Annotated in this window: 18 protein-coding genes, 1 other RNA gene and 1 CRISPR repeat array; of the genes, 4 read left to right on the top strand and 15 right to left on the bottom strand. The window is 29.0% G+C overall.

Features of this window, described 5'->3' with window-relative positions; genetic code table 4:
- The 5 genes from EXC42_RS06265 to EXC42_RS02215 all read right to left on the bottom strand — a co-directional run bounded on the left by EXC42_RS06265 (position 1) and on the right by EXC42_RS02215 (position 7,464).
- Complete coding sequence (locus tag EXC42_RS06265) at positions 1 to 882, bottom strand: DnaD domain protein (protein WP_012498358.1); 882 nt, start codon at positions 880 to 882, stop codon at positions 1 to 3.
- Positions 883 to 1,150: 268 nt separating this feature from the next.
- Positions 1,151 to 2,032: a 5'-3' exonuclease gene (locus EXC42_RS02230; protein WP_129648924.1), complete on the bottom strand. Its 882-nt coding sequence runs from the start codon at positions 2,030 to 2,032 to the stop codon at positions 1,151 to 1,153.
- Positions 2,022 to 5,021 (bottom strand): DNA polymerase III subunit alpha, encoded by a 3,000-nt coding sequence (gene dnaE / locus EXC42_RS02225; RefSeq protein WP_129648921.1) that lies wholly within the window; start codon positions 5,019 to 5,021, stop codon positions 2,022 to 2,024. Before dnaE ends, EXC42_RS02230 begins: the two co-directional genes overlap by 11 nt.
- Positions 5,022 to 5,108: 87 nt before the next feature.
- Positions 5,109 to 6,944 (bottom strand): oligoendopeptidase F, encoded by a 1,836-nt coding sequence (pepF, locus tag EXC42_RS02220; protein ID WP_012498355.1) that lies wholly within the window; start codon positions 6,942 to 6,944, stop codon positions 5,109 to 5,111.
- Positions 6,945 to 6,948: 4 nt separating this feature from the next.
- The gene (locus EXC42_RS02215; protein ID WP_012498354.1) at positions 6,949 to 7,464 is read right to left on the bottom strand and encodes an adenine phosphoribosyltransferase; all 516 of its coding nucleotides are present in this window, start codon (positions 7,462 to 7,464) and stop codon (positions 6,949 to 6,951) included.
- Positions 7,465 to 7,657: 193 nt separating this feature from the next.
- Here EXC42_RS02215 and EXC42_RS02210 point away from each other — a divergent pair, with 193 nt between their 5' ends.
- Entirely contained in the window at positions 7,658 to 8,116 is a 459-nt protein-coding gene (locus EXC42_RS02210; RefSeq protein ID WP_012498353.1) for a large conductance mechanosensitive channel protein MscL, read from the top strand.
- A gap of 192 nt (positions 8,117 to 8,308) precedes the next feature.
- On the opposite strand, the gene rnpB is transcribed toward EXC42_RS02210, so the two are convergent.
- An RNA gene (gene rnpB, locus EXC42_RS02205) (RNase P RNA component class B) lies at positions 8,309 to 8,625 on the bottom strand.
- Positions 8,626 to 8,820: 195 nt separating this feature from the next.
- Here rnpB and cas9 (EXC42_RS06260) point away from each other — a divergent pair.
- Positions 8,821 to 10,002, top strand: a complete 1,182-nt coding sequence (gene cas9 / locus EXC42_RS06260) for a type II CRISPR RNA-guided endonuclease Cas9 (protein WP_041914106.1) — start codon at positions 8,821 to 8,823, stop codon at positions 10,000 to 10,002.
- A gap of 20 nt (positions 10,003 to 10,022) precedes the next feature.
- On the top strand, positions 10,023 to 12,740 hold the full coding sequence (cas9, locus tag EXC42_RS06255; protein ID WP_041914105.1) for a type II CRISPR RNA-guided endonuclease Cas9: 2,718 nt from the start codon (positions 10,023 to 10,025) through the stop codon (positions 12,738 to 12,740).
- Positions 12,741 to 13,525: 785 nt separating this feature from the next.
- On the opposite strand, the gene EXC42_RS02190 is transcribed toward cas9 (EXC42_RS06255), so the two are convergent.
- From EXC42_RS02190 to gpmI, 5 genes are all read right to left on the bottom strand, one after another.
- Positions 13,526 to 13,780 carry a TraM recognition domain-containing protein gene (locus EXC42_RS02190; protein ID WP_012498352.1) on the bottom strand — a complete coding sequence of 85 codons (255 nt, stop codon included), beginning with the start codon at positions 13,778 to 13,780 and terminating at the stop codon, positions 13,526 to 13,528.
- 109 nt (positions 13,781 to 13,889) lie between these two features.
- Positions 13,890 to 15,978: direct repeats of the CRISPR family, unit length 36 nt; unit sequence ACTTTACTCTATATAAAAATTGTACAGTCCAAAAGT.
- A gap of 6 nt (positions 15,979 to 15,984) precedes the next feature.
- Positions 15,985 to 16,761, bottom strand: a complete 777-nt coding sequence (locus EXC42_RS06250; RefSeq protein ID WP_012498350.1) for a hypothetical protein — start codon at positions 16,759 to 16,761, stop codon at positions 15,985 to 15,987.
- Entirely contained in the window at positions 16,761 to 17,069 is a 309-nt protein-coding gene (gene cas2 / locus EXC42_RS02180) for a CRISPR-associated endonuclease Cas2 (protein ID WP_041914104.1), read from the bottom strand. The genes EXC42_RS06250 and cas2 overlap by 1 nt, the downstream gene beginning before the upstream one ends.
- A 4-nt stretch (positions 17,070 to 17,073) precedes the next feature.
- Positions 17,074 to 17,967, bottom strand: a complete 894-nt coding sequence (gene cas1 / locus EXC42_RS02175) for a type II CRISPR-associated endonuclease Cas1 (RefSeq protein ID WP_012498348.1) — start codon at positions 17,965 to 17,967, stop codon at positions 17,074 to 17,076.
- Positions 17,968 to 18,164: 197 nt separating this feature from the next.
- Positions 18,165 to 19,673, bottom strand: coding sequence for a 2,3-bisphosphoglycerate-independent phosphoglycerate mutase (gene gpmI, locus EXC42_RS02170; protein ID WP_012498347.1), 1,509 nt, complete (start codon positions 19,671 to 19,673; stop codon positions 18,165 to 18,167).
- Between the two features lie 243 nt (positions 19,674 to 19,916).
- Between gpmI and EXC42_RS02165 the strand changes: the two genes are divergently transcribed.
- Entirely contained in the window at positions 19,917 to 21,518 is a 1,602-nt protein-coding gene (locus EXC42_RS02165; protein ID WP_165169455.1) for a CTP synthase, read from the top strand.
- Positions 21,519 to 21,628: 110 nt separating this feature from the next.
- Here the strand turns inward: EXC42_RS02165 and EXC42_RS06245 are convergent, their stop codons facing one another.
- The 4 genes from EXC42_RS06245 to EXC42_RS06235 all read right to left on the bottom strand — a co-directional run bounded on the left by EXC42_RS06245 (position 21,629) and on the right by EXC42_RS06235 (position 24,720).
- Positions 21,629 to 22,318 carry a hypothetical protein gene (locus EXC42_RS06245; protein WP_012498345.1) on the bottom strand — a complete coding sequence of 230 codons (690 nt, stop codon included), beginning with the start codon at positions 22,316 to 22,318 and terminating at the stop codon, positions 21,629 to 21,631.
- 7 nt (positions 22,319 to 22,325) lie between these two features.
- A complete protein-coding gene (locus EXC42_RS06240) occupies positions 22,326 to 23,018 on the bottom strand; it encodes a hypothetical protein (protein WP_232032087.1) in 693 nt (230 codons plus the stop codon).
- Positions 23,019 to 23,374: 356 nt separating this feature from the next.
- The gene (locus EXC42_RS02150; RefSeq protein ID WP_012498343.1) at positions 23,375 to 24,361 is read right to left on the bottom strand and encodes a hypothetical protein; all 987 of its coding nucleotides are present in this window, start codon (positions 24,359 to 24,361) and stop codon (positions 23,375 to 23,377) included.
- Positions 24,340 to 24,720 (bottom strand): hypothetical protein, encoded by a 381-nt coding sequence (locus tag EXC42_RS06235; RefSeq protein ID WP_012498342.1) that lies wholly within the window; start codon positions 24,718 to 24,720, stop codon positions 24,340 to 24,342. The genes EXC42_RS02150 and EXC42_RS06235 overlap by 22 nt, the downstream gene beginning before the upstream one ends.
- Between the last annotated feature and the right edge of the window lie 320 nt (positions 24,721 to 25,040).

Raw genomic sequence — 25,040 nt, 5'->3', positions numbered from 1 at the left:
TTAATTATCTCAGTTATTTTCGCCGCTTAGCTCAAGTAGTTTACCTTGCATATCTAAAGTTTGTTGGCTAAGCTCGCTAACACTAAATTCTCTAGTTTTAGAACATAGTGCATAGCCAAGTTCACTATCTACTGCGTCGGCTTCAAAAATATTACGTCTTGCATAGTCTTTTGCTATTTTTTCAATGTAGTTTACCACAATTAAATTATTTACATTAAATGAAAAGTTAATAAATAGGTTAATACTTTTATCACTAAATGCCATTTTGCGAAGTTTTTTTAACATTAGCAGTTGTGATGGGCTAGGTTCTCTTTTTATTAAATACTTAATAAAATCTTCACTTTTTAAATGATCCTTTGCATTAGAAATGTCTTGAATTTCAAAATCAAATGTTGGTTTTTGAAAATTTATTTCATTAACATCAAATACTTCAAAGTATTTTTTTGAAACTTCGTAAAATTCATTTTTATTAAAGCTCATTTTTGCTTTAGCTTTTATTATTTCTGTGTATTGGTCTATGCCAATTTTTTTAATAATTAAATTAGAAAGTAGACTATTTTGCGCGATGCCATTTGCACATAAAGGCGTCTTTAAAGAATAAAGGGTTTCATAGTTAGGTGACAAATAAGTTTTAATTAGTCCTAAGGCTTCTAGTTTTTCTTTAGCCTCTTTAAAAAGCTCAAAGTTTAGCCCTAAAAATTGTAAAGTTTCATTTAAATTAAGTTTTTTAGTTTTATCTACTAACAAATCATATAAATCTAATAAATATTGATACAAACAAGTGGCAGTTGTACCGATTACTGGCAAATAAAAAAGGCGAAGATTTTCTAGATCACATTTATTAACATTTTCAGGGTTTTCTATGTAAAAAATCTCGCTCATTTTTTGCTCCTTGTTTTGTTTGGTATGCTTCTATTTTAGGCATTTTGCACACCTAACTTTTAAAAACTAGGAGCCTTTATTTTTTATTAGATTTTATGCCAAATTTTATTAACAACTCACATTCTAAAAATAACACTTTACTAGTGGCTTATTTTTTTAAAAACGGGCTTTATTAACAGCGCCAAATTGTGAATTTATAAGCATTTTTTTAAAGAAAAATTTAGGCTTTTTTATTAAAAAAATTTGCTTTTTTGATAGCAAGCAAATTTTAGTTAGCAAGTAGTTCAAGTAAACGATTTTTAAGCGAATTTAACTCAAGACGGCGAATGATATAAGATGCATCAGGACTTAAGGTGATCGCCGATATAAGTAGCTCTTCGTGACTAATCGGCGGGATTTCAAAATCAGTTCGCAAAGTTGCTAGATATTTATCTCGCAAGGCTTCTTCTTTATTGGCTTCAATTTTAGCTTTTAGTGCAGGTTTAATTGATTCAATGTTAGCAAAGATATTTTCTAAGGTTCCATATTCATGAAGCAATCCAGCGGCACTTTTTGGTCCAATGCCAGGAACGCCTTTGAAATTATCGCTACTATCGCCAACTAATGCTTTATAGTCAATTACTTGTGATGGCAGAAAATCATAATACTCGCCAAAGTTGTTAGCATTTAGTTCAAAATAAACCCCTTTATTATTTTTTTTAATAATAGCAACGTTGGGATTAATTAGTTGGTTAAGGTCTTGATCGGCTGAGTGAATTAGAATTTCATCTTCACTAAAAATGCTAACTACTTTGGCAATAATATCATCAGCTTCAAAACCATCTTTATAAAAATTTGTGATGTTAAGGGCATCTAGAATTTGTTGAATGAAGTTAAGTTGTACATAAAAATCGCTCGGAGCTTTTTGTCTAGTTGCTTTGTAACCGCTAAAAAGTTCATGACGGAATGTTTTAATTTTCGAATCAAAAGCCACAAAAACATGGGTCACTTTTTGCATTTTAATTAGAGTTAGCAAAGTATTAAAAAATCCAAAGACAGCATTAGTTAAAGTGCCTTCTTGATTGGCCATGACAACACCTTTATAGGTAGTGGCAAAGTAAGAGCGATAAGCAAGATAAGTGCCATCAATTACTAAAATTTTATTCTTCATGATCGTTGATAATACTCCAATTCCTTAAAATAAAATTACCGTTTGCTTGTCTAATTATTTTAACTTTTAGAATGTGATTTTTCATTTCTAAGTATGAATCATTACCTCGAAAGATTCTAAGTATTAGTTGCATTGAAGAATCCTCTAAAACAACAACATAGTATTCTTTGTCGTTAGTAGAGATTTTTCTTTTCACATCACTGCAATATACATAGATAATATGTTCAGTACCGAGGTGAATGTTAGCAAGTCGATTACCTTCAAGTTCGTATTTTTTGACTAAATTGAAATTGTATACTTGTCCTAGATAATAAGCTTCGTTTTGAGCTTCTTCTTTTGGATTTACTTTGAAATGTTCACTTGGGCTGTAGTTATTTATTTCCTCAAGAAAATCTTTAGGTGAAGAGTTGTCGGTCTTTTTTATTTTAAAAAGTAATCTAATATCACTATTTTCTTTGGCAATTTCATTAAGCATTGTGGCTTGATTTATGTTAAAAGTCCGCAAAGCGTTAGCTTTAATTAGAATTTCAAGGTTAGCCAAACCAAAGTTTTTAATATGCATTAGACAAACAAATAAATGTAAGAAATTGCGATAAGGTCCGTTAATTTTACGATCTTCAAGAATCAATCTTACAGTTTCGGGGCCAATGCCTTTAATCATATTTAGTGGTAGAACAATAGCTTTATTTAAAATAGTGGCATTTTGGTTCGAAAGGTTAATGTCTGGTGAAATAATTTCAATTCCTAAACTTTTGGCCTCAGCACTAAAACGAGCAATAGTTTCATGTGCACCATGAGCACTAGAAATAATGGCGCTATAAAATTCCAAAGGATAGTGTGCTTTTAGATATGCCATTTGGTATGAAATCATAGCGTAACTAACAGCGTGCGATTTGTTAAAGCCATAATCGGCGAATTTGCTAATAAGTTCAAAAATATTTAGTGCGTCTTTTTCTGAATAGCCATTTTTAATAGCACTATTTACAAAGTTGGTCTTAACAGCATGCATTTCGTCAACTTTTTTCTTTGAAATAATTCTTCTAATGTTGTCAGCTTGCGAAAATGATAAATTAGCCACGGCTTGCACGATTTGCATAATTTGTTCTTGGTAGATAATTATGCCGTAGGTGCCTTTAACAATTTCGTCGTAGGCTTTACTAATGGAAGGAATTGGTTCATGGGCATTTTTTCTTTTCGCATAAACCTTAAGATTATCCATCGGACCAGGACGATAAAGTGAAATTGTAGCAACAATATCATTGAAACTATCAACGTGGATTTGTTTTAAAGCTTTAGTCATGCCAAAACTTTCTAGTTGAAAAATACCAACAGTGCTTCCCGTATTTAATAGATCAAATGTTAATTGATCTTCGTATTTTATTTTAGCTAAGTCAAGATCAAGATTTTTAGTTTTTTTAATTTGTAAAAGAACTTCTTGAATGGTTGTTAACGTTTTTAATCCTAGAATGTCCATTTTAAGAAGCCCAAAGTGTTCTAAATATTCCATACTTACTTGCGTTTGTTGAATGCCATCTTCAATTTTGTATGTTGGAATAATTTGATTAATTGGCTTAGGAGCAATAATTACTCCAGCAGCGTGCGTTCCGGTTTGGCGATAAAAACCTTCTAGTTGCGAAGCATAATTTAGAATTTTTGTTGAAAAATTAGCATCTTCTTTATTTAATGAATTTAAGGCCAAAGCAAATTTTTTGTTGCTTTGATACTCTTCTAATAAACTGCCCTCTTTTAAACCGATTAGTTTTGAAACCTCGTTAATCATTGCCGGTGAAACATCATAAGTTCGCATTACATCACGAATAGCAGATTTTTTACCAAGCGAAGCAAATGTTACAATGTTAGCTACTTGGCTAGAACCATATTTTTTGTTTAAATATTCAATTACTTCTTGCCGGCGATTGTCTTGCACATCAATATCAATATCCGGCATTGAAACTCTTTCAGGATTTAAAAATCGTTCAAAAATAAGCCCATATTTAAGGGGGTCTACATTAGTGATTCCTAAAATGTAGCTAACAAGCGAACCTGCGGCTGATCCCCGTCCTGGCCCAATGGCGATTTTATTTTTTTTGGCTCAGTTAACTCAATCTTGAATAATTAAAAAATAATCTTCAAATTTAAGTTTTTCAATAATGGACATTTCATGTAGTAATCTAAGTTTATATTCGTCATTCCATGCAGATTTTTCGAATCTTTTAACAATATTATTTTTTATTAATGTTTGCAAGTATTTAGTAGAATCTAAATTTAATTCGTTTTGAAATTTCGGTAGTATATAGTCGTTTTTCGGAAGTTCAAAATAGCAGCCTTGCATTAATTCATTGGTTTTTGTAATAAGTTTTTTTTCGAGGTCAGTAGCAACGGCAAAGCCAAATTCTAAAATATCAAAAGTTGCATTGCTATTAATGGCATCCTCATTCATTAATGCCAAGATCTTAATAAGCGAGTTGTCATCAAAATCCATAATAGCATTATGATGCGAGATTAAAATTTTGTGTAAGTTTTCGTTAATAAAAACAGCATTTTCAGAAACTTCATGAAGGCCCAAGGATATATAGTGGTTATCATAATCTAAAACTTGTTTGGTCTTTTTATAATATCCGTCTAGTACGTGTTCGATAAAGATAATATTTTTATTATTAGCAACGTCATCAAGATAAAGTTTTTTGTTGCTTAAGATGTCGTAAGAAAGTTTAAAGAGTTCAAAAAGTCCTGTGTTATTTTTTGCATGCAAAATAAAGCGATAAGGCTTTCCTTGAATTTCAATGTCAACATCAAGACCAAAGATGCTTTTTAGCTTATGTGCTTGACATTTTTCATAAAACGGTGCAAACGAAAAAAAGTTGCCTCTTTCAGTAATGGCAAGATATTCAACGTTATTTTTTAAGGCATTTTCAATCAAATTGTCAAGTTGAATTGTACTTTGTAAAAATGAATATATTGAGTTTAAATGGATATTGATTAATTTCACACCTTAATTATAAAATTAAAAAATTAAAAAACCTTTAAAACAAAAATATGACAACTAAGCTGTTGCCACATTCTTTAGCATTGTTATTTATTTTGTTTTAAAAATTTCGTTGCCTAAAGCAATATATTCGTTAATTTTGCTTTCTAACAATGCAAAGGCCTCGTCATAAATTTGTTTTGAATAAATATCAACGCCCGCTTTTTTAAGAATTTCAGCAGGTCAATCACTATCGCCGGCACTTAAAAAGTTAGTAACGTAATTTTCTAGTGCAATTTTGCCTTCTTGCTTATATTTTTGGAAAAATACATTAGCGACAATATAACCGATTGCGTATTTATAAACATAGAAGTTGTAGTAAAAATGTGGGACCATGACAGAATAGACATTAGCAGGAAGTCCTTTTTTAATTCTTTTAGGAAAAGCTGCATATTGTTTAGCGACTTTAACATAAAGTTCTTCTAAAGCTTCATAACTATCAACTGGCTCATCTTTATCTAAAGCTTCATACAGTTCATATTCGTAATTTGATCATTGTGTTTGTCTAACAACTGTGCCAAGAAAGTCTGAAATACTATTTTCAAGTAACATGAATTTTTCTTTTTTGTTATTTGTTTTCGTAATCAAATAATCATTTAATAGCAGCTCATTAAAAATAGAAGCAATTTCAGCTAGAAAAATTGGATATTGACTTCTTGCAAATGGTTGTGTTTTATCAGAATAATAAGAGTGTAAAGAGTGGCCCATTTCGTGGCACAAAGTATTAACTGAATCAATCGTGCCATTAAAATTCATCAGAATATATTTTTTACTAATGCCATATGATGAGCCAATTGAATATGCTCCGCTTCTTTTATTAGGAACATTCATATAATCAACTCATTTTGTCTCAAGCGCCTCTTTTACAATTTGAGGATATTCAAAAGGCATCACAGAAGTAATATCGAGCAAAATTTGCTTAGCTTCTTCAACGCTATAAGTAGATTTAACTTTTACTAGATCAACAGATGTGTCTCAAATTTGTTGCTTTTTATTGAACTTTTTCTTAAAGAATTTCGCTTTTGCAGTGGCAAATTTTCTAATTAAAGAGCTATTTTTGCTAACTGAGTCATATAAGGTAATAAGGAAATCTTTAGTAATATGATCGCCACTAATTAAAGCATCAATTGTAGAAGGATAAGAACGGTATAAAGAGTTTACTGAAAGTTCTTTTAGTGATTGATATAGTAGTTTGGCAAGAGTTTGTTTTTTAGCTAAAAATGCCTTTAAATAATTGGAGTAAGTTTCTTTTCTTACTTTTTCATCAGTATTTTTTAATAAGGCTTGACGGCTTGCTTCGGTGATTAGATATTTTTTACCCTTTTTAGAAGTGGCATAGCCATATTGTGTTTCACTATCAGTTAAAATTGAAAATATCTCATCTAAAGCTGGCGCACCTTTAGCCGTGTCATTTAAATAACTTTCAACATTGTCGTTTAGTTTGTACTTTAAATCTTTTAGTAGCTCTTGCAAATCCTTTTTAACATCTTTTAAACGATCGTCATCTAATCACATTTGAATTTTTTCTTGATTAGTAAACACTCTATTAAGTTCAGAGCCTAAACGCTTAGCATATGAAGCGTTTTTAATGGTAAAATTAGTTGAGAGAGTGTTAAGCTCAAAATCAACAAGGTTAGTTGCTAGTTTATTATGAATGTAATTTTCGATTTTATTGCCCAACAAAGCTATTTTTTCTGATAATTTAATTGAATCAATGAAGGCGTCAATTGACTCATATTTACTATCTTTTGTCTTAATCGCTTCTTCAAATAAATTAAAGTATTCATCTTCAATTTCTTGATAAGTCTTTTGGCCTAGAATATCTTCTAGATCTCATTTATATTGGTCTTCAACTTCGTGATATGAGTGGTAGTTTTTTAGTTTCATAATCTTATTCGTCTTCTTTAATAAAAATTAAATTTCTAATGTCACAATTTAGTTTTTTTCTAGCATCAAAACCATCAAGTTCCATTAAAACAATAATCCGCAGTACTTCAACACCTAATGAATTAAGAATTTTAGTGATCGCTTCTAAAGTGCCCCCAGTAGCTAAAACATCGTCAATGATTACAGCTTTTTGGCCAGCCTTAGTAATACCTTTTTGAATTTCTAAAACATTAGTGCCATATTCTAAAGCATATTCATAACCGATTACTTCACCTGGCAGCTTACCTTTTTTTCTTACCATGATAAATGGTTTTTTTAACTTGGCTGCGACAGGTGTACCAAATAAAAAGCCCCGCGCGTCAGGGCCAACAATGATGTCAGCATCTTTTGCCAGTTTTGCCATTTCCTCAATAGTGTAATGTAAAGCCTCGCCATTAGCTAGCAATAATGAAATGTCTTTAAACTTGATTCCTTTTTTAGGAAAGTTATCAATTGTTCTAATATATTCCTTAAGTTCCATAGTTAATAAATTATAAAGTTAATTTTTAATTAATAAATGTTAAACAAAATATTAGTTTGCACGGCTTTTGAATTTTTATTTAACTAAAAAGAAAATAAAAGAAACTAATATTTTTGCGCCAATTTAGTTTCTTTGGTCTAAAGTTGCTACAAATCGTCAAAAAAAGAATTTGATTTATTACAATTAAAGAACTATGACACAAAAAGAACTAAATGACAAGAAAAAAGTTTTTAAAAACGCTTACAAAGATGCTAAGAAATCAATAACTAAAGGAAATATGTTCATGTTGGCAATTGCAGTGCTAATTGGTGCTGCATTTGGAGCCGTTGTTTCTTCACTTGCTAATGATGTGATTATGGCTGCAATTGCAAAAATTTGAAATGCTAGCAGCGTTGAAGATCTAAAAGTTGCCGGAACAATTAAAATTGGTAAATTTCTAGCGGCACTAATTCAATTTGTAATTGTTGCAACCGTTGTTTTCTTTACACTTCTTATTGTTTTTTCAATCAAAAACGCCATTGAATATGCAAAAGCAAAGAAGATGCCAATTGAACCAGAAGCAGAACCTACTCCAACAAATGAAGAGTTAATTCTAGCCGAACTTAAAAAACTAAACAGTCAAATCGAAAATCTTAACCGTAATCAAAATTAATAAACTAACAATAATTTACAAAACAAACAATTTAAAGTCGGTCAGACATGCCGACTTTTTATTTAGCTCTTGACATTACAATTTTTAACATCTTATAAGTCACAAAAAGCATTTTGTATAACGGTTTAAATTAACTTTAATGTTAGTTAAAAATAAAAAAAGCAAATCATACAAGATGTAATGATTTGCTTGCACTGTAAACCGCTTTTTGTTCCATAAAAATTATGGCGTCAACTATCTATCTAAACTAATTTGCATTAGTCTCCAGAATTAGGTTAAAAAGTTCCCCTTTTCTAGTTCCCCTACCAAAATTTGGGTTTCTAGCTCACGGAGTTTACATCGTTGCATACTTAAATTAATAAGCTCGTCTCTGTTGCACTAGTCATCAACTAAAATTTCTTTAGTTGTCTAGATTTCTTTGATCTAGCGTGAACACTACTTTCATTTCAGAAAGTGCTAGAGCGGATTTTCCTCAGCACGAATTAATCGCACCGCAGTTGACCATGCCACTTAATTTTAACAAATTAAAAATTATTTGTTAATAGTTAATTGTTGTTGTTTTTAATCAAAATAATTTCTTTATTTACTCTAATTTTAAAATTGTTTTGTAGAAGCATTTTTTATCTTTAATTAGCCAGCATTGTATTGCTTTGATATACTTACTAAGATATAATTTATATTAATAAAATTGGGAGTTTTAAAAAATGGAAAAGAAAACTAAAGTGATACTTGGTTTCGATTTAGGTATTGGTTCAGTAGGATGATCAATAGTTAATAAAGAAACAGATGATATTATTGATCTTGGATCAAGGTTGTTTCCCGAACCAGAATTGGCAGTAAAAAGACGAGAAGCAAGATCTTCGCGAAGAATAAATCGTCGTAAAAAATATCGTAATTTACATTTTTATCGTGAAGTCGTCAAACACAAAAATATTTTCGGTTTCAGTAGTAAAGACGAAATAACATCCTATTTTCTTGAAGCTAATAAAAAATGAAATAATATTCTTGAGTTAAAGTGTCTTGCTTTAAAAGAAAAAGTAAGCCCTCAAGAACTTGTTTATATTTTGCATGATTACTTAAAAAATCGAGGTTTTTTCTACAACTTAATTAGTGAAGAACAAGTTGAAGAGACTCTAGATGAAGTTAATGATCCAAAAAAGACAAAAAGCAAAAAGTCTAACAAAAAATCTTCTTTGAAAGCAAAAGGAGATAATAAAGAAAAATTTGAACCAATATTAGATAGTGTTGACAAGCGACTACGACCTAGCGAAAAATTATTTGAAGCATTCAAACTTTATGGTTTTTCTAAAGAACTAAGTAGTATTAATAATGACAAATATAAATTTCATAATAACGAATGAGTAAAGGAAATAGAAGACTTATTTGCAACGCAAGGTTTTACAGATTCGGAGTTCGCAAAACATTATTTAAGTCGTTTCAAGTATGTAAGAAGTTTTGCCGAAGGACCAGGAAGTGAACATAGCCCTTCTAAATACGGAATTTACGAAAAAAACGAATATGGCGAGGTTGTTAAAAAATACAATTCGATTTGAGAAAAAACGATTGGTAAGTGTTCAGTATTTGAAGATGAATATAGAGCACCAAAGCAAAGCCCTAGTGCCGCATTGTATAACTTATTAGTAGATTTAGCAAACGGATGACTAGATACATTTAGTGTGCATAATAACGTGATAATCGAAAGAACTAAAATTCCTTCAGAGTTGAAATTTAAAATCATAAATGGTATTCTAGAATCAATTAAAAAGGATCCTAATAAAAAGTCGCCTGAAGTTGATCGCATTTTTAAAAAAATAGCTACTAAAGAATTAAAAATTAAGTCGCCAAAATTTGATTATGAAAGCGAAAAAATACGTTTAGTAATTTAGAAAGTATTCGCGAATTAACATTGGCTTTTTATCAAAGCGGCATTAAAGACCTTTCTTTTTTAACATTGGATTTGGCGATTGAAGGAATTGAAAAGAATTCTCCAAGTTGGTTAAATGTTTATGATAATATTGCTCAAATTTTATCTAAATCTATTGACGTGGATACTCGAGCATCTGAGCTAAAAGAGTATTTTAAAAAGACTGAGGCTAGCGAATTTCTTAATAGCATTAAAGATGACGAATTTGAGTTTGAAAAATTAGCGGAAATTTTGTCATTAAATTTAGCAAAAATCAATAACAGTTATAGCCTAACATCATCTTTATCATTTAAAGCACTTAGACTTTTCATTCCAAAATTGGCAAAAACCACTAGCAATGAAGAAGAGCTGAAATTTAAAGATCCGGACATAAAAAGCCAAATAGCCGCAAAAAACCAAGAGCCCAAAAAGACCAAATATATTGACGCTAAGCAATTTGATGATGCAGTACTACCACCGTCTGTAAAAAGAACCATTAAAGAAGCTATTGGAGTATTAAACCAAATTATTAAACTATACTCTAACAATTACGAAATAGCCGAAATTGTTGTTGAGATGGCACGTGATAAAAATTCTAAAGAAGAAACAAATAGAATAAATAAAGAAAATAAATCAAATAAAAAATCTAATCAAGAAATTATTAAAGAAATTAAAAAGCATGTGAGTGAAGATAAATATAATAGTCTTCCAATTAGTACAAAAGAAAAAATTAAATTACTCTTGCAACAAAAGTGTAAAGATGTCTATGATTGTCAAACAATTACGATAGAAGATGTAATTAGAAAACCACACTTATATGAAATCGATCACATTATTCCTATAACCGTATTGCCGGATAATTCATTTGCGAATAAAGTTATTACAAAGCAGAAGAACAACCAAGCCAAAAGCAATAGAACGCCATACGAGTGGTTAGGTTCCGATGCAGAAAAATGAAGTGAATTAGAATCTTATTGATCATGCACAACTAGCGGCAAAATTAAAGAAAACTGAAACATCAATTATTTTCCTAATAAAGAATCATTGGCGAAAAAAATTAAATACTTATCACTGAATAATAAATATGAGCTAGATGATTTTTTAAACCGAAGTCTCAACGACACAAGGCATTCTACAAAGTTATTTGTTGATGTTTTGAAAGCATTTTTCAATAACTCGTCTAGTTATAAAGAAGATGCAGTAGACAACGTTAATAGCAAGAACAAAAAAGTAAAGATTAGCACTACAAAAGGGGCTCTTACTTCCTTATTCCGTAAGTGCATCACTAATAAATTGCTTAAAAACTATAATTTGCCTATTGAAAATTGTTGATTTAAAAAAGATCGTGACAAGTTTTTCCACCACGCTATTGATGCTTCTTTAATTGTGTTCATAAATAAATACTATCTATCGCAAGTTTATGGTATCAATGTATTTTATAAAGACAAAAGAACGGGTTTAATTTTAGAAAATGCTCCAATAAATGGAAAAGAGCATTATGAGAAATTTCTCTTTTCTAATGGTTTCAAAAAAACAAACGATGATTGAGCACGAATGAAATTCGATGAAACAATGAACAAAATAATCGAAAAAATTACCGAGAATGTTGTAGAAAAAGTCAAATATTCACGAAAAATTCTTGCTAAAAGGACTAACGGTGAATTATTTAATAAACTTCGATATGGCTACACTGAAATTTCATCTGACAAAAAAGCCGCAATGAAAGATCATGACTCTATAAATAAAATATCTAAGCTTTCACTGCTTTCCCAAGACGAATCAGATCTAAAAAAACTAGAAACATTTTTTAGTGACAATGCAAATGAAAATGACAAATCTAAGCTGCTTATTTACAAAAGCAAAGTGGGTTATTCACAATATAAATTATTAAAAGAAATCTATAATAAAGCAGAATTTAAACAAAATGAGCTTGACGGATCTAAGAAAAATATCAATCCATTTGAAAACTACATGAAATTCTTGGCAACAAAAATTGATGAAATTCCAGAATTTCAAAAAATTATACCTAAAGAACGTTTCGAAGCATTATCAAGACAAAAAAAATTTATATTAATGAATAGTAAGTTTACAAAAGTTATTGCGATAATTCAAAACTTGAAATATGAATTCAAAACCAAGACTTTAGATGATGTAATTTTCTCCAAAACAATTTTAAAAAAAGATGGCAATGGTTGAAAAGAAGCATACTTTCAAGAAAGTTTAACATCATTCGGATGCTTGGTTTATAAGCATAAGCAAAAACCTAAAGAATTAAAAGCAGTTGCTATAAATGCTAAAAACTTAAAAATAGTAAATAACCATTTTAAAACTAGCCTATTTGAAGGGTTAGCTAATAATGCTGATACTCCTGATAAACAAAATGAAGTACTCAACAAGATTAAAAGTGATGCTGGGATTGGTGACGAATATGAATTTTATACAGCTTTGTTTAAAAGTCAAATTTTTGAAAGGATAAAAACAAATGAATCCAAAGACGAAAGCGTTAAAAATAACTACGATAATCTTGCTTATATCGTTGGGATTTCAATAGTAAAGCGTAGCACTGAAATTACTCTTTATCATTTAAAAGAAAATAAATTTAAAAAGATTGGGTTACAAAAAAGGAAACGCGATTCAATTAGACACAATGTAAATGAATTTTTTAAAAAATTTAGAAAGGTAGATATAGATATTTTGGGTAATATTAAACGCTCGAAATAATAATACCTAAGCTTTATAAAATCAATTTAGCCATGGGTTCATGCTATTAACTTAAAATAAAAATGTTTAATTTATACATAAGTATTGCATAGGACTAATCTTTAACAAATCTCATCAATTTTGTTGTTTAAATAAATAAATGCCTTACTTCCAATTTTTATTTAACCTCTTCTTATTACCTTTGCCATAATATTGGAAGGCATTTTTTAATGTTAATTCCATAAAATTTACCCATTATTTTTTGCATCAAATCATTTATTTTGATAATTTTTGTACTTGTTTTCTTTGCTAGCATGAGTCAATGTTAGGAATAATTTTTCATGCGAGTTTTCGCTTATAATCAATGCATAATGTTTCGTTTTGTAACAATAAACAATCTTTTTAAAAAAACTTTGTACTTCATATGATAAAATGGTCTTAAAGAGTTAAGAGAGCTTGCACTTTATGCTTGCTATGCTGTTGTATGTTTAAATCATATTTAATCGGTAGGCTTAACTCTTTTTTATTTTTCTCTTTCTAGGGAAGAACTTAAACAATAATTTTTGTCTAGACTATTTATTTTGGCTAATACTCTTTGAAGTTCATTATCCAACTTAATTTTTTCTTGTTTATGTGTTGCTATTTTAGAAGTAAAAGAAATTTTTTCATTTTATTAAAGTCTCAAGCAACGCTAGTATTTAATTTAAATTCTTCGGTTTTGTGGTTGTAAGGCTCATAATCTAAATAATCGTAAGCTGCTTGTAATTTAAGAGCAATTGGTTTAGCTCCACTAGTTGAAATGATTGTTATATCAGCGTTTTATATTTAAGATCGCTAAGCGACATTAAATCTTCTTTTTGCTCAGAAATTGAAATAGTTTCGTTTTTATTAGTTGAAGAAATTGTTTTGTGTTCAATTAGTTTTTGGCCCAAAATTGAACTAAAAGACTTTGAGGTTTCCAAATAATTCGTTTCAAGCAAGCAATTTAAACGAGCTTTACTATTTCGCCCCTTTTTGGCATATTTTTGTAATTGCTCAAATGATTGGATTACTAATAACATAGATAAAAGGTTTTTTATCACCCTTCAATTATGAGTTTAAGAACATATAAAAAGTTAGATTTCTTTAAATAAAAATTATTCGGTTTCAATAAGTTTGCTTCAACCAAAAGCCTTACTCTATATAAAAATTGTACAGTCCAAAAGTTTAGGGACAGTTCAAAAATACAATCCTAAATGCTTTACTCTATATAAAAATTGTACAGTCCAAAAGTGGCAAACCCAATTAGAGTAGCAATGAAAAAGCTTTACTCTATATAAAAATTGTACAGTCCAAAAGTAACAAAAGCTCCTGTAGTTTTGTGGCAAAAGCTTTACTCTATATAAAAATTGTACAGTCCAAAAGTCTCACCTGTTAATGATCCAGGTTATATATTGCTTTACTCTATATAAAAATTGTACAGTCCAAAAGTTCAACAAAGCAGACAGTTTAAAAGAATTAAGAGCTTTACTCTATATAAAAATTGTACAGTCCAAAAGTTAGGATATAAAACCGTTGTAAATCCTTTGGGCTTTACTCTATATAAAAATTGTACAGTCCAAAAGTATTTTTATAAAAATATAGTGGCCTGGTTTTGCTTTACTCTATATAAAAATTGTACAGTCCAAAAGTTAAATCACCTGCAATACAAGAAGTGTGAAAACTTTACTCTATATAAAAATTGTACAGTCCAAAAGTCATATTAATGAACACCACTTAGACAGTTATACTTTACTCTATATAAAAATTGTACAGTCCAAAAGTTTATTTTTTCCGATGCTAAAAGAGAAAAAGACTTTACTCTATATAAAAATTGTACAGTCCAAAAGTTTTATCAATTTCAATTCTTTAAAAGCTTCGTACTTTACTCTATATAAAAATTGTACAGTCCAAAAGTAAAATTTTATTGAAGTTATTTATAGTGACCACTTTACTCTATATAAAAATTGTACAGTCCAAAAGTTGGCAGAGCGATTTATTTTGAAAACTTCGAACTTTACTCTATATAAAAATTGTACAGTCCAAAAGTTATCCAATCAATTTTGCACTGGTTTTATCAACTTTACTCTATATAAAAATTGTACAGTCCAAAAGTACTGATTGACTAAAAAGTAATGCTGGCTGGACTTTACTCTATATAAAAATTATACAGTCCAAAAGTACTGATTGACTAAAAAACAATTCTGGCTGAACTTTACTCTATATAAAAATTGTACAGTCCAAAAGTACAACTAGATCATAATCGTTATTATCATTAACTTTACTCTATATAAAAATTGTACAGTCCAAAAGTTATGCCGAAGCAAGTATATAATCAAAATGAACTTTACTCTATATAAAAATTGTACAGTCCAAAAGTGATTACATGATTGATGTCACAATACTATCAACTTTACTCTATATAAAAATTGTACAGTCCAAAAGTAGGAATTTACGCATGAAAATTATTATAAATACTTTACTCTATATAAAAATTGTACAGTCCAAAAGTTAAAATTGCAGAATTAACTGAAAGGTTAAGAACTTTACTCTATATAAAAATTGTACAGTCCAAAAGTTACGGTTTTCACAGCATAACAAAAGTTAATACTTTACTCTATATAAAAATTGTACAGTCCAAAAGTCTCATTTTTTACGGTTATCATCTTTGAATTACTTTACTCTATATAAAAATTGTACAGTCCAAAAGTAGTCTATTAGTCTTACTACCAAGTTCGCTAAACTTTACTCTATATAAAAATTGTACAGTCCAAAAGTAAGGTATTAAGCAAATTTGAACTGAAAATAACTTTACTCTATATAAAAATTGTACAGTCCAAAAGTTAAAGCAGTACTTAGAGCGTGTAGATATTTACTTTACTCTATATAAAAATTGTACAGTCCAAAAGTGTGCATTTTTATGGTTCTTGCTGTTCCCAATACTTTACTCTATATAAAAATTGTACAGTCCAAAAGTTAAGACCAACAGGTTACATCATCATGGCATACTTTACTCTATATAAAAATTGTACAGTCCAAAAGTGGAGTTTGTCCCCATTGAAGATTATGTTAAACTTTACTCTATATAAAAATTGTACAGTCCAAAAGTAATATCGCTGAATTATTAGATAACAAATTTACTTTACTCTATATAAAAATTGTACAGTCCAAAAGTATATAATCAGGTTTAATTGTTCTATTAAATACTTTACTCTATATAAAAATTGTACAGTCCAAAAGTGCCATTTTACGAGAAAACTTCGCTCTTTAAGTTAAAAAATAATTTTTCTCCATCAAAAGTGGAATTAAATATGTTTTTTATTTCCTCTTGCAAGTCAATATTTTTATTAATTTTCTTTTCTATTCAGTTAATAATTACATTTAAACTATGCACTAACACAAGTCTACCTTTTTCTCAAAAAGCACATGTTTCTAAAGCTTCAAACCTGATGCAATTATCAAAAAAATTATCGGTTAGTATTATAAAAACAAATTTATCGAGATACTGAACCAGATCTTCTATTTTCACCCAAGGGAGGTTTTTAAGAATAACTACTTTTTGGCCAACTTCGTCGTAGTTTTCTAGCCATTTGAAAAATAGATCTCTTGTCAGTAAGGAAGTTTCATTAACTTTGAAAAATGTTTTTAGCATTTTGTTAAAGTCGCTTTCGATTCTCAAAAAATCTTCTTCGATATTTTCGTTAATATTTTCACAAATTTTTTCAAGCACGCTAAAGTTAATGACTTTACTATCATCTCATAACTCATCATCGTAAATCCTCTTAGTTAAAAAATTTTTGGCACTTAAATTAAAAAGTTCATAGCTTTTTGTTAATTGGCTAAAAATAAAACAATCCTTTAGATAAATATCCTTGTGCTCGATGGAAAATGCCGCATTATCATTATTGTTTATTTCTCACAAATAAAGTTCTCTTAAAAAAGCATCACTATCACTTGTGGCAATCGTCACAATTCCTTTAAAATTAGGATTTTCACATTCAGGATTGGTTCTAATTATCATCATTATAATTTAATATACCTTTCATTGTCATTGTATTTTTCGTTTAGGGATTTACTGCCGCGAAGAATTTCAATACCTTGATATTGCTGTTCACTTATACAAAGTATTCTAACATTGGCGTTCTTTGGCAAAATGCTTATAAGTTTAGCTTTTTCATAAGGATATTTAGTGTGAGTGGAAATTGTTTTTGCATAAATTGAATATTGCATTCGATAATAACCAAGTTTTTGGAGTGAAGTATAAAATTTTGTGTATTCTTTTGTATCATTTTCGTCTTTAAAAGAGACATCATACATAACTATAATTCGCATAAATCTATTCTGCACTTCAATTAAAATAAGGTCCTTTAATATCATGATCACTTAAAACTAAGACAACTAATTTATCGATGCAATCAATAAGCATTAAATTTTCACCTTGGCAGTTAAAATGTTTGTAAAAGATTGTAAATAACTCTTCTTTAAATTCTTGAAAGTTAGGCTCGCCGCGGCTAATACGCACATGCTTATATACTAGTGATTCAACGATGCAACGGAAAGGTTCCATTAAATCACAAGCCAAGGGATAGAAGTTGCTATAACTGCGATGAAAAATTCCTAAACGATTATCATATCCTTTGCTACAAATTGCTCGAGCAACATAGCTAAGTAACACGCTATATCCATAATTTAAATACGCATTATAAGTATCTTCCATTGTATTAGTTTTTCTAACAAATTTTTCGCCAAATAGTATTTTAAAATTTAGCTTAGCACAATGTCCTTCGCAATTCGTTATATCAAAAGCTTTAACTGAATTTGCATAATCTTCTAACTTAACTTTGTCATCATCTCTTAAAATTGCAAGATGTTCTAACATTACCATCGTTTGTCTAATTTTTAGTTTGATAATTCGTCGTCAAACACGCTCTTTAAAATCGTTATCTCATTTGATTTGCTTTTGCAAAATTTTTGCATTGTAATATCCTTGAAACGGAATTATTTGCGCTTTTGGCATATGATTTCTTCCACAAACTATGATATTAATGCCGTGATCTACCAAATCATTAATCAATGGCAAAGTGATTGTTAGTTTATCATTTTCAAATAACACGGTGTCAATTTGTGAAGTAGGAATTGTTATTTTTGTGCCATCTTTATTAACAACTAAATTATTTAAAAATAAATATGTGTAATTAGATTCAGAAATTTCAATAACTCGTTTTTCCATATTTTCTCCTTTTTGATTATTTTTGATATTAAAAATGAATTTTTCACTTTATATTAAGATAAATTCAAAAACGATTATGTGAAATTAAATCAATTTATTGTCTAATGATTAGAATCATTTTTAATATCTTTGCTAGTTAAAATGGATTTAAAAAAAGCTAAATCCACATCAATGAAATTAGCTTTTTAATAAAGGTATTAGCTTTCGCTTAACAAACTTTTACCAGTCATTTCCTTAGGAGCTACAATTCCTAAATAATCTAAAATAGTTGGCGCAACATCGGCTAGTTTACCATTTGTTAATTTAATAGTTTTATCACTGCAAATAAACATTACAGGGCTTGTGGTGTGTTTAGTAGCGGGGTTGCCATTTTCATCCTCGGTGATTTCAGCATTGCCATGATCAGCGGTGATGAATCAAGTGACGTTCTTTTCGTTTTCACTAACATATTTTTGAATACGCTTAAACTGTTCATCTAAAATTTCAATTGCTTTAATGGTTGCTTTTAGATCGCCAGTATGACCCACCATATCGGGGTTAGCGTAGTTCATAATCACAAAATCAACGTCGTCTATTTTTTCTAATAAAGCATCGGTAATTTCTTTAGCAGACATTTGGGGATGTTTAGCAAAAGAATCCACTTTCAAACTGTCAACTAGCACTCTTTCTTCTAATGGATAAAGAATATCGATGCCACCATCCATGAAAAAGGTTACGTGAGCATATTTTTGCGTCTCTGCTATTCTAATTTGTCTTAGGTTATTTTTTGAGATAACTTCACCAAGCGGCATATTAACCTTCATTTCTTCAAATGCTACTTCTGAGTTAATTCCCTCATATTTCATTAGTGAAACAAAATGATCAATTTTAACTTTAGATTCCACTTGATAGTCATATAAAGAAGAACCTATAAACATGTGTGAGAGTTGTCTTGCACGATCAGGGCGGAAGTTAAAGAAAATAATAGAATCATTTTCTTTAACAAAAAGCCCGTCTTTAAGTTGAGCTGGCACAAAAAATTCGTCATAAATTTTGTTTTGGTATTGTTCTTCTATATATTTATCTAAACTTTCAATCACGTTAGATGATTTGCCAATAATAGCATCATAGCTTTTTTGATTACGTTCAAACATCTTGTCGCGATCCATAGCATAAAAACGCCCCGCAATTGATGAAATTTTATATCCATACGTTTTAGTTTTTTGCTTTAATGTTTCCAAAGAATCGTAAATTGATTGAGGTTTAACATCCCTTCCATCTCCAAAAATATGTACACTTACCTTTTTAAGTCCATTTTCATATGCCATATCTAAAATTTCAAATAAATGTCTATCTAGGGAGTGCACTCCACCAGGACTTAACAAACCCATTAAATGTAAAGTTTTATTTTTTTCTTTAGTGTCCTTAATTGCTTTTAATAAAACTTCATTGTCTTTAGAAGTCTTGGTATCAATGGCATTGTTTATTAAAGAAAGACCTGTATAAACAATGCGACCTGCCCCAATATTTAAATGACCAACCTCACTATTACCGATTTGCCCCTTGGGAAGTCCTACAAATTCGCCCGAAGCTTCAAGTACACTATTGGGACATGATGAAAAAAGCAAATCGAAAGTTGGATGCGAAGCTTGTAAATAAGCATTTCCTTGCACTTCATCTCTTAATCCCAATCCATCAATAACGGTTAAAATAACCTTTTTATTCATATGTTTTCCTCGCATTATTTTTAAAAATATTGACTTAATTTTAAACTACTATAAATTATAGAAGATGTTAAGCAAATTAAGCTATCTAAACAATCTAAAATAAAAAAAGTGCTTCAATTTCAATAAAAAGTAATTTTCAAATAAAAATAGTAACTTGCAAGTAACTATTTTATGCTTCTTTATTTAGTTTTTGTTATCCTTTTTATTATAAAAAGACTTAAAAATCGTGAGGTGATTTTACCAATGAATACAAAATATATTTTCGTTACTGGTGGAGTTGTTAGTGGATTAGGCAAAGGTGTGTTAGCGGCTTCAGTAGGATATTTGCTAAAAGAAAGAGGTTTCAAAGTTTTTTCAATGAAACTTGATCCTTATTTAAATGCTAATCCTGGAATTCTTTCACCAATTGAGCATGGAGAGTGTTTTGTTACTGATGATGGTACAGAAACTGATTTAGATCTTGGATACTATGAAAGATTTATGGACACAAATCTAACATGCGACTCTTCTTTTACATCAGGGAAACTTTTTAGAAAATTGCTCGAAAAAGAAAATAATGGTGATTTCAAAGGGCAAACAATTCAAATGGTTCCACATTTTACTAATGAAATCCAAGATGTTATTTTAAACATTGAAAAAAAATATCAAGCTGGTATTGCAATTATTGAAATCGGCGGCACAGTTGGAGATCTCGAAAGCAATCCTTATTTCTATGGTATTGCACAGCTAAAATATTTATATCCTCAAAATGTCTTTTTCATTCACACTGGTTTTGTCCCTTATTTAGAATCTTCTCAAGAATTTAAATCAAAGCCAACTCAGCACTCTATTGCTACATTACGCAGTTTAGGCATTAGCCCCAATATTGTTTTTTTAAGATCGCACATGCCTATTAGCGAAGATATCAGTGCTAAAATTGCCAAGTTTTCATTTCTTGATAAAAGTAATATTATTAATGTTCCTGATTTTGATGTTATTTACGAAATTCCTCTTTATTTAGATACTAAAAATGTTGCTGATATTATTTGTCGACATCTAAATATAAAAGCTCGTAGCAAAGTAAATTTAGCTAAATGAAAAGAATTTGTAAATTCCTTAAAAAACAAAAATAAAAAGGAAATTACTATTGCTATGTGCGGCAAATATGTCAGTTTCCTTGATTCATATAAGTCAATTATTCAGTCAATTATTTTTGCTTCAGTTGCTAAAAATGTTAATGTTGATTTTAAGTGAATTGATACAACCAAGATTAATGAAGATGAACTTAAAAATATTTTATTAAATGTACATGGACTTGTGCTTTTACCAGGTAGTGGTTTAGAAGGGTGAGAAAATGAAATTCTTGCTGCAAAAATTGCTCGTGATAGTAATCTTCCAACCTTAGGAATTTGCTTAGGTTTTAGTGCCATGGCAGTTGAACAAGCAAGAAGAATAAAACCGAATGCAAATAGTATTGAATTTAGAGATCTAGATGAAGATGCTTTCTTTGTAACTACTAAGATTTTTGGATTTGATGAAAATAAGTACCATGTGCGTATTGGTTCTCGAAAAATAAATATTCTTCCTAATACTAAAGCTAAAAAAATCTATAATAAAGAGCAAATTGAAGAACGCCATAAACATCGCTATTTCGTTTCTTATGATATAGCTTTAGCAATTAGCGACGAAAATGCTCACTTTAGTTCTTTTAATGAATCTAAAGAAATAGCTGAAACATTTGAGCTTAAAAATCATCCATTTTACTTTGGTGTTCAATATCATCCTGAATACAAAACCCGCCCTTTAAATGTTGGCAAATTATTTCCCACCTTTTTAGAAGCGGCACTCCAAAATAAAAAGCGTTAACAAATTAAATAAAAAACCAAGTCTATATTTTGTGTTTGTACACAATTTATAGTTTGGTTTATTTTTTTATTAATATTTATTTATTACATTAAATAAAACTATATTATCTTTTAATTTTCTTTTGCGTTTTTATCAACTTGATGTTTGCTTAATGCTGCAAAAACATTATCGATCGTTGTTCATTCGAATTTTTCACCGTAAACATTATATATAACTTTGTCGTATCAAAATCTATTAATTTTTAGATCTCATTTTTTTTCGCGTTCCTCAATGATACTGAGTAAACCAATAAGGTCATCTAAAGTTTTTATGTCTTCAATTTTATCTTTTAATTGATCTCGTATTATTTTCTCTTCATGGTCAGTCATTTTATGTCAAATAAATAATCGTCATGATAATAAAAAAATCAAAATACTGCCGAATGCACCACCTCTAGGGTAATAAAACCTATCTTTTTTATATTTTTTGATTATATATATCCCCGAGATTAAAATGATGTTAATCAAAGTTTCTATTACTACGTCTAAAGCTAGATAAACAAAAATATAAAGTTCATTTTTATATATTATTTGATATATTAAAAACACGAATAAAAAAATGAAAAATACATTTGTCGCAATTAAAAATAAAATAGTCAAATTCAAGCCAACATTTAAAAATTTTTTATCATGACGAATCCTGATTTTGAAATAATTTTTTGAAAAACCATAGACAATAAAGAGATAAAAAATAAGATATATCGCAAGTTCCACGGATGCAAAGACCCAAAAAGGCATGCTGATAATAACAAAATAATTCATTATTTTTTTAAACTCCATTTGTTTTTCGATCCAACTCTTTTATTAAATCAAAGAAACTTTCAATTGTTATTTTATCGAATTTCTCTTCGTAAATATGAAACAACATTTTGTCGTATCAAAATTTATTAAACTTTGATTTTCACTTTTTTTCACTTTCTTCAATAATGCTAAGTAAACCAATAAGATCATCTAAAGTTTTTATGTTTTCAATTTCATCTTTTAATCGACCCCGTATTATTTTTTCATCAAAATCGCTCATTTTTGATCATCAAGTCACTTTACTAAAAAGTAATCCATTTAATCATAAACCAAACATTCCACTTTTTGGATAATGAAATCGGTTTTTTTTATATTTTTTAACCAAATTAATACCTAAAAATAAAATGATATTGATAAGCATCGTTAATAATGCGTCTGCAATTAAATTTCTGAAGAAAAAAGAATAATATGAATATTTTTTAATTTCAAACAAATAGATAAGAAGTATAAAATAAAAAACAAAAAACGCATCTATCAAAACAATGAAAAAAATGGTTCACATTAAATAAATATTTAAAAATTTTTTACTACCATGCACTCTTATTTTGAAATAATTTTTTGAAAAACCACACACTGTTAAACGATTAAAGATAATATATATAACAATTAATATGCATCAAAGCACTCAGTCTAAATTACTAGCTATTTTCAGATATTTCATAATTATTTATCTTATTATCCTTTGCGTTTGTTCAATAAATTGAGTGAATTATTAACGTTTTTTCTAGCTCACATGATGAGTATTAAATAAATAAAGACGTGAATGACATTTCTTAGCATTAAATCGCCTAAAATTTTGCTTATATGTTCTAAATTTTTGCTTTTCATGGATTATTTTATAAAATTTATGAAAATTAAACTAAAGATTTATAACAAAATGTAACGCCATATTTGATAATGCAAGTGTTTTAAGTATCCAAAATCAATTTTAATTACATATTGACATATAAACGTTTTTACACTCAATATTTTTTAATAGCGAAAACAGAGAACATTTTATAAATTTAGTTATAAACATTAACCTAAGTTGTCTTCAATCATTTTATTAGGTCTTGTTTTTACATATCACCCCTTATTTTTATCGTAAACTTTTATTAAATTAAACATTCATAAATATTTTTCATCCATAGCAAGTAAATCTTCAAGTGTGTAATCTTTTTCCTCGGTTAAATTTCTGAATATAAGATTTTTGCCCCCATAACCACCTTCGTTATAATCTCCGTATTGAGGCGTCTCACTTACAACGACAAATTTGCTGTTTTTTCTTAATAATTCAACCCTTTTGTTTAAATACTTTGTCTTTTCAAATACTTTCATTTCCACATTTTTAATTTGTTTATCAAGTAATTCTTTAGTGTTCACACCTATTATAATGCCCGCTCCGATCAAATTGCTTATTGAACTACTTACATTTTTAACACCTGTAGCAGCCATTTTTCTCATTAAAATATCAGTTAATTTTTTTAAGGCAGCTTCAATTGCTCTGTCTTTTGCAAATGTTTTTAGTCCTTTCATTACTATTTTAACTTTTTCTTTTGTTTCTAGTAAATAATCTCTTGTGGTGGCAAGCCAGACTTGAATAGTTCCTAATATTGTTGACAGAGCTCCCAGAGCAGCTATAAGTGGCGTCAAAGTTCCTGCCAGAAAAAAATTGGAAATTGCAAGTCCGGCTATTAAAACGCCAATAGTAATTTGCGCAATATTAAATCCTTTTAATACTTTGGTAAGTTGTCCAATTTCATCAAACAGAGGTTTGATTTTTTCATGATATTCTCCAAGCATCTCTTGAATTTGGAGTATTTCAGCATATATCAATTTTGAAGTATTACTTTTATCATCATTTATGTAGTAATTTTTAGATTTTAAAATTTCGATTTGTTTCTTTGCTTCTAAATTAAAATTTTTGGTCCAAAAATTTGTTTCACGTTTCTGATTAATAATATTTTCAACAGTTTTATCCAAAAACTCTTTCATATTATTCTTTACAAATTCAGGATCATTCATTTTTTGTCCATTTCCACTTTTTGTTCTGGACTTAATGGTAAAGAATCTATTGAATTTTTGAACAAGGATATTTTTTCATTATCTGTCAATTCTTCAAATCGCTTTTGATAAAGCCCTGAAGAACCGGCAATTTTTTCAATAACATTTTTATTTTTTTCTAAAGTATTTTTTAGTATTTTAGCAGTTTTTTCTATTTCTGATCTGTTGATATTTTTTGGTTTTATTCTTGGTACTATGCCATCTTCTCATTTAATGTCTTGAGTGTAGACTCTTTGAACCATTTGTGGGTTAATATTTCCCACAAGAGCGTTAGGTGCATAAAAAGTATCAGCAATTCGAGTTAAAGCTTTTAATTTCATTTTGTTCCTCATCATTTTGTTGTAATTTCATTTGCACAGAGTGCATCTACTAAAATTATAAAATATGTGTACCAGATTTACATTAACAATTGCATAGATCGTTCTCTCATCTATGTTCAGATTTATTTTGTTTTAAAACTTTTGCTTAGATTAATGAAACTTATCAGATTTTTAAATTGATTTTTAACAGGCAAAGTATAAAAGCACACTTGACTTTTAAAGAAAAAATTAATTAATTAAAGATATAATAAACAATCAATAACTGATTAAAATTGCAGATTAAAACAATAGCTTTTGAAAATCAAGCAAAATGAAAATAA

The organism is Metamycoplasma arthritidis (assembly GCF_900660715.1).
Taxonomy (GTDB): domain Bacteria; phylum Bacillota_I; class Bacilli_A; order Mycoplasmatales; family Metamycoplasmataceae; genus Metamycoplasma; species Metamycoplasma arthritidis.
This window is presented reverse-complemented; position numbering and strand designations above follow the sequence as displayed.